This window comes from Amycolatopsis sp. NPDC058340 (assembly GCF_042723975.1).
In the GTDB taxonomy this organism is placed as follows: domain Bacteria; phylum Actinomycetota; class Actinomycetes; order Mycobacteriales; family Pseudonocardiaceae; genus Amycolatopsis.
Map to the genome: position 1 here is coordinate 137803 of NZ_JBHXIB010000018.1, position 6282 is coordinate 144084.

Below are 6282 nucleotides of genomic sequence, written 5' to 3' on the forward strand. Positions count from 1 at the left end.
GGTCAGCGCGACGGCGCGGACAGCGTCAGGACTTCCGGCTCCGAGGTCGCGCAGCAGCCGCCGGAGGCTGGTGCGTCGTCCGGTTCGTCGAACAGGCCGGCGCCGCCGCAGACGCCGGTCTCGGCCATGCGCAGTTCGACCCGTGCGGCCGCTTCGTGGTCTCCGGCGAGCTGGGCGGCGATGCTGCGGACCTGTTCGTAGCCGGTCATGGCGAGGAACGTCGGTGCCCGGCCGTAGCTCTTCATCCCGGCCAGGTAGAAGTCCTTCTCCGGATGCGCGAGTTCCTTGGCGCCGTGGGGATACACGGTTCCGCACGAGTGGACGTTCGGGTCGATCAGCGGCGCGAGCGCGACCGGCGCCTGCAGTGCCGGGTCCAGCTCCAGCCGGATCTCCGACAGCCAGGTGAGATCGGGCCGGAACCCGGACAGCGTCACGACCTCGTCGACCTGCTCGATCCGCTGCCCGCCCGAGGAGACGAGGGCCAGCCGTCCCTCGGTGCCGCGTTCGACCGCCTCGGTGCGGAACCCGGTCACCACCGTGATCAGCCCGGATTCCACCGCCTCCCGGGCGCGCAGACCCAGAGCGCCCCGCGCGGGAAGCTGATCGGCCTCGCCGCCGCCGAAGGTGTCGCCGACCGCGCCGCGGCGCAGCACCCAGCTGATCTGCGTGCCGTCGTTCGCGAGGCCGGACAAGGCGACCAGCGCGGTCAGCGCCGAATGCCCGCTGCCTGCGACCACCACGTGCTTGCCCGCATACCGCGCCCGCACCGCTTCGTCGCCCAGATTCGGGACCCGGTAAGCGATCCGCTCCGCCGCCGCCCGCTCACCCACGGCGGGGAGGCCTTCACCGCCAAGGGGATTGGGCGTCGACCACGTGCCGGACGCGTCGATCACGGCCAGCGCCGCGACCCGCTCCTCCGCGCCGTCGGCGGTGCGGACGTGCACGGTGAACGGTTCGTCGTCGCGGCCGCTGTCCACGACCCGGTCCCGTCCCCGGCGGGCGACACCGATCACCTCGGCGCCGAAACGGACCCGATCGCCGAGCGCCGCCGCCAGCGGTCGCAGATACCGGACGGCCCAGTCCGAGCCCGTCGGATACGCCTCGCCGTCGGGCCGCGTCCAGCCGGTCGTCGCCAGCAGTCGTCCGGCGGCCGGAGCGACCAGTTCGGACCACGGCGAGAACAACCGCACGTGATGCCATGCCGCCACGTCCGAACCCGCTTGCGCGCCGCGCTCCAGCACCAGCGGCTCGAAACCCCGCTCCACCAGCTCGGCGGCGGCCGCCAGCCCCACCGGGCCCGCTCCGATCACCACGACAGGCAGCTCGTTCATCCCCATGCACCTTTCATCGATCCAGCTCGATTGAAGCGATGCGGGGGACTGTATCGACGCGGGTCGATTGACGCAACCATCGATTCCGGTCGATACTGGAGGTATGACGACGGTCGTGCCCGTTCCCCTCGCCGGTCTCCTGCCCGAACGCGAAGCCGCGACGTACGCCGGGTGGTTCGCCTGCTTGGCCGAGCCGATGCGGGTGAAGCTGCTGCACGCCGTCGCGACCGCGCCGCGCGGCCTGACCGTGGGTGCGCTGACCGAGATCCTCGGGACAAGCCAGTCGACCTGCTCGCATCACGTCCGGAAGCTGGCCGATGTGGGTTTCGTCCACCTGCGTAAAGAGGGCACGGCGACGGTCGTGACGATCAATCAGGCTTGCTGCAGCGGGCTCCCGCACGCGGCCGACGCGGTGATGGGCCTGCTCGCCCCGCGACCCTGCTGCCCGGGCAACCTGCCTGAAGACGTGGTCGTCCGCGCCCTGCGTGATGACGATTGGACCGCGGTGCGCCGGATCTACGCCGAAGGCATCGCCACCGGGCTCGCCACCTTCGAAACCGAAGTCCCGGCTCGGAAAGCGCTCGAGGCGAACTGGCTGACCGGGCATCGCTGGGTCGCCGAAATCGACGGCGAGGTCGCCGGTTGGACCGCCGCCGCCCCGGTCTCGCCGCGCGAGTGCTACCAGGGAGTCGCCGAGACATCGGTCTACGTCGCCGAAAGCCACCGCGGCCGCGGCGTGGGCAAAGCGCTGCTCTTCAAACAGGTCACCGAAGCCGACGCCGCCGGGCTCTGGACCCTGCAGACCTCGATCTTCACCGGCAACCGGGCCGGTATCGCCCTGCACCACAGCGCCGGCTACCGCACCGTCGGCATCCGCGAACGCGTCGCCCAGCGCGACGGCGTCTGGTACGACACCGTCTTCCTCGAACGCCGCAGCCCGGTCGATTAAACCGGTAGAGCTCTCTTCGGACACGCACCCGGTCGTCGCGGGTGCCGGGAAGTGTGGTCCACGAGCCGTCGCGTAGCCTACCTTGACATGATTATCATTATCAATAACCTGGTGCAGGCGCACCGCTCCTCGGATGCGGCCGGGAAACCCGGGTCGCCTGACTGATATTGATAACGGTTTTCATTGTAGAGTTGCGTCGGAGAGGCCGGCGAGATCGATCCCGTCGGCCGGGCGGCCGCCGTCCCGTTCCGGCGGGATCGCCCGTCCGCAAGCGAACGAATCTTTTGTGGAGGTGCGGCCGTGTGGTCGACGATCAAGTTGTTCCTGGGCTTGCGTCCGCGGGCTTGGGTGGAGATAGCCGGTCTTGTCGGCCTGATGTTGCTGATCACGGCGACGTATGTCGGTCAGGGCCTGATGATCGCGGATCTGCTGTTCAAGGCGTTCTCCTCCGGTGACGTCGGTGGTCTGCTGACGTCTTTGGCCGTCATCGGTGTGCTGCAGCTGGCGCGCATCGGCTTGATCGTCGTCCGGGACTGGTGGGCGCCCAGGGTTTCGGCGCGGGTGAAGGAGGCGGTGCGCGAAGGGCTGACACTCAAGCTGATGGAGATCGGGCCCGGCCAGGCGCAGCGGATGCGCACCGGTGATCTCCAGTCGACGCTGGTGGATTCGGTGGAGCTGCTCGACCCGCTGGTGGGCCGGTTCGTGCCGTCCGTGGTGGCGTCCGTGCTCGGGTCCTGCCTGGCTTCGGTGTACGTGATCGCGGTCGATCCGTTGGTGGGCCTGGTCGTGCTCGCCTGCGCCTTGCTCGCGCCGCTGTCCAAGCTGTTCGGGGAACAGGCGATCAGGGAACGTGGCGGGCGCTGGATGGTGTCCTACCGCGGCATGTATTCCGAGAGCCTGGACGCCGTGCAGGGAATGGGGACGCTCAAGGCGTTCAACGCCAGCGGACGGCGCGGCCGCGAGATCGTCGAACGGGGCGAGGCGTTCTGCCGGGACTCCATCCGGCTGATGATCGCCTGGTGCGGGACATCGAGCATCGGCGCGCTGATGGTGCCGATCGGCACGACCGCCGCCGTGGGCCTGGGTGCCTGGCACGCGGCCACCGGCGCGGTGAGCATCGCCGGGCTGTTCACCATCCTGATGCTGACCCGCGAGACCTTCCGGCCCATGACCGAGCTGGAGGCGGCGTATCACTCGGCGTACCACGCCATCCCGGCCGGACGCGCGGTCGCCGACGTCCTGCGCCTGGAACCGGACGCGCGGGACACCGCGGCCCCGGCCCCGGCGCTGCGGCAGAACCCTCCGGGCCTGGAGTTCAGCGATCTCCGGTTCTGCTACCCGACCCGGCGTGCTCCGGCTCTCGACGGGTTCAGCCTGACGGTCGCGCCGGGGGAGCGGGTGGCCATCGTCGGCCGGTCCGGAGCGGGCAAGAGCACCGTGCTCGGCCTGATGATGCGGTACTTCGACGTCGACGCGGGCTCCATCCGCGTCGACGGTCGCGACATCTCCGAGTTCCCGTTGGCGCACCTGCGATCACTGATCGGCGTCGTGGCGCAGGACACCTACCTGTTCCACGGCACGATCCGGGAGAACCTGCTGCTCGCCAAACCGGATGCCACCGACGAGGAGATCCGGCGCGCGGTGACGGCGGCCCAGGCGGCCGATTTCGTCGACCGCCTGCCTCAGGGTTTCGACACGATCGTCGGTGAACGCGGCCTCAAACTGTCCGGTGGCGAGCGCCAGCGCGTCGCGATCGCCCGTGCCCTGCTGAAAGACGCTCCCGTGCTCATCCTCGACGAGCCGACGTCGAGTATCGACGCCGCCAACGAAGCGGAGATCACCGAGGCACTCGGCGATCTGACCCGCGGCCGCACGACGATCATCATCGCCCACCGGCTGTCCACGGTGCGCGACGCCGACCGGATCGTGGTGATGGACTCCGGCCGGGTGGCCGAATTCGGCAGCCACCCGGATCTGTTGGCACGCAAGGGCCTCTACGCCGAACTCGTCGCGACCCAGACTGGAGTGCCGGCATGACCTCGACCATCCAGATCCACGAGCACGGCCACGGCCACAGCCACGGCCACAGCGAGGCAGGCCCGCCGAGGTCGGACCGGTCGCTCGTCGCCAGGCTGCGGAGCCTGATGCCCCTGCTGGGGGAGCATCGCCGGCTCATCACGGTGGCCTACCTGGCCGGGGTGCTGCACCAGCTGCTCCTGCTCGCATCGTCCGGGATCGGCGCGTACGTGGTCGCGCGGGCGGCGTCGGGGGCCTCGCTGGAGCAGCTCACCGGCTGGCTGATCACGCTCGCCTGCCTGATCCTTCCGTTGGTGGTCCTGAGCATCGCCGACAACACCTACGCGCATGTCGCGGCCTTCCGCGCGCTGGCCGACACCCGGGCGAAGGTGTTCGCCGCCTTCGAACGGCTCTCGCCCGGTTACATGCTCGAACGGCGGTCCGGTGACCTCGGCTCGGCCGCGGTCTCCGACGTCGAACAGATCGAGCTGTTCTTCGCCCACACACTCAGCCCGCTGGCCGTCGCGTCGACCGTCCCGGTGGCCACCACGGTCGCGCTGGGCTGGTTCCACTGGTCGCTGGCCTGCGTTCTGGTGCCGATCCTGATCCTGCTCGCCTCGGTCCCGGCCTGGTTGCGGCGTCAGGCCGAACTGCACGGGAACGAATTGCGTGACTCCCTCGGCCGGATGAGCGCCGACAGCACCGACACCTTCCAGGGCTTGCGCGAACTGGTGAACTTCGGCGCGCACTCGCAGCGGCTCGGGTTGCTGCGCAAACAGAGTGCCCGGCTGGCCAAGGCGAAATCGGCGCACGGGCGCCGCAGCGGTATCGAATACGCCGCCACCGACACCATCGCCCTGCTGGGGATACTCGTGGTGCTCGTACTGGGGGCGCGGCTCGTCATCGCGGGCGAGCTCGACCGCTCGCTCTTCCCGGTCGCCGTCGTGCTCGCCTCGATGGCGATGCTGCCGGTGCTGAAGGTGACCGAGGTGGCGCGCGAGCTGTCCATGGTCGCGTCGTCGGCCGATCGCATCAACACGCTGCTCGACGCGCCCGCCCCGGTCACCGATCTGGTCAGCCGTCCGCCGGAGGGGCCGGTCGTGCCGCATGTCCGCTTCACCGACGTCACTTTCGCCTACCGCAGCGATCTCCGGCCCGCCGTGAGGGACATCAGCTTCGAGGTCCGTCCCGGCGAGACCGTCGCACTGGTCGGGCGCTCCGGCGCCGGCAAGTCGACCTGCGCCAACCTGCTGCTGAGGTTCTGGGACGTCACCGGCGGATCGGTTTCCGTCGGCGGGCACGACGTCCGCGACTTCCCCCAGGAAGACCTGCGCGGCCTCATGACCCTGGTACCGCAGGACACCTTCCTGTTCAACACCAGTCTGCGCGACAACATCCGCCTCGGCCGCGCCGACGCCTCCGACGACGAGGTCGAGGCCGCGGCACGGGCCGCGCAAGCCCACGAGTTCATCATGACACTGCCGAACGGCTACGACACCGTCGCGGGCGAGCTCGGCGCCCTCATGTCCGGTGGGCAACGGCAACGGATCGCGATCGCGCGAGCGCTGCTGAAAGACGCTCCCATCCTGGTCATGGACGAAGCCGTGTCGAACCTCGACGCCGCCAGCGAGCAAGCGGTGACGGAGGCGATGGACGAAGCCCGGCACGGCCGCACCACCCTGGTGATCGCCCACCGGCTCTCCACCATCCGCACCGCGGACCGGATCGTCGTCATCTCCGATGGACGCGTCGCCGAAACCGGCACGCACGAAGAACTCCTCGCGCTCAACGGTGCCTATGTCGAACTGCTCGCCTCGCAACTCGAAGGATTCATCGAGACCGGGGACGCTTCCTGACCGGTGGTGAGTTCCGCGTTCAATCACGCGAGATCGCCTTCTGGACACGCGTGATCGCCGTCTGATCACGCGTGTCCGTCGCCGCGTGGGGGTCGTGAGTGGCAAAGAGGGTTAGCACGACAATTGCCAC

4 protein-coding genes are annotated in these 6282 nt (G+C 69.5%); 3 read left to right on the plus strand and 1 reads right to left on the minus strand.

Going from position 1 to position 6282, the window contains the following annotated elements:
• Positions 1-2: 2 nt before the first annotated feature.
• Complete coding sequence (locus ACFWIW_RS21580) at positions 3-1331, minus strand: FAD-dependent oxidoreductase (protein ID WP_378370067.1); 1329 nt, start codon at positions 1329-1331, stop codon at positions 3-5.
• Positions 1332-1434: 103 nt separating this feature from the next.
• Between ACFWIW_RS21580 and ACFWIW_RS21585 the strand changes: the two genes are divergently transcribed.
• The 3 genes from ACFWIW_RS21585 (at position 1435) to ACFWIW_RS21595 (ending at position 6152) form a co-directional block, all read left to right on the plus strand.
• Positions 1435-2280 carry a helix-turn-helix domain-containing GNAT family N-acetyltransferase gene (locus tag ACFWIW_RS21585; RefSeq protein WP_378370068.1) on the plus strand — a complete coding sequence of 282 codons (846 nt, stop codon included), beginning with the start codon at positions 1435-1437 and terminating at the stop codon, positions 2278-2280.
• Positions 2281-2580: 300 nt separating this feature from the next.
• A complete protein-coding gene (locus ACFWIW_RS21590; protein ID WP_378370069.1) occupies positions 2581-4317 on the plus strand; it encodes an ABC transporter ATP-binding protein in 1737 nt (578 codons plus the stop codon).
• The gene (locus ACFWIW_RS21595) at positions 4314-6152 is read left to right on the plus strand and encodes an ABC transporter ATP-binding protein (RefSeq protein WP_378370070.1); all 1839 of its coding nucleotides are present in this window, start codon (positions 4314-4316) and stop codon (positions 6150-6152) included. Before ACFWIW_RS21590 ends, ACFWIW_RS21595 begins: the two co-directional genes overlap by 4 nt.
• Positions 6153-6282 lie beyond the last annotated feature (130 nt).

What these genes read in the sequence shown, in the direction of transcription:
- ACFWIW_RS21580 (WP_378370067.1), bottom strand. Translation starts at nt 1,331, where the DNA reads ATGAACGAGCTGCCTGTCGTGGTGATCGGAGCGGGCCCGGTGGGGCTG.
- ACFWIW_RS21585 (WP_378370068.1), top strand. Translation starts at nt 1,435, where the DNA reads ATGACGACGGTCGTGCCCGTTCCCCTCGCCGGTCTCCTGCCCGAACGC.
- ACFWIW_RS21595 (WP_378370070.1), top strand. Translation starts at nt 4,314, where the DNA reads ATGACCTCGACCATCCAGATCCACGAGCACGGCCACGGCCACAGCCAC.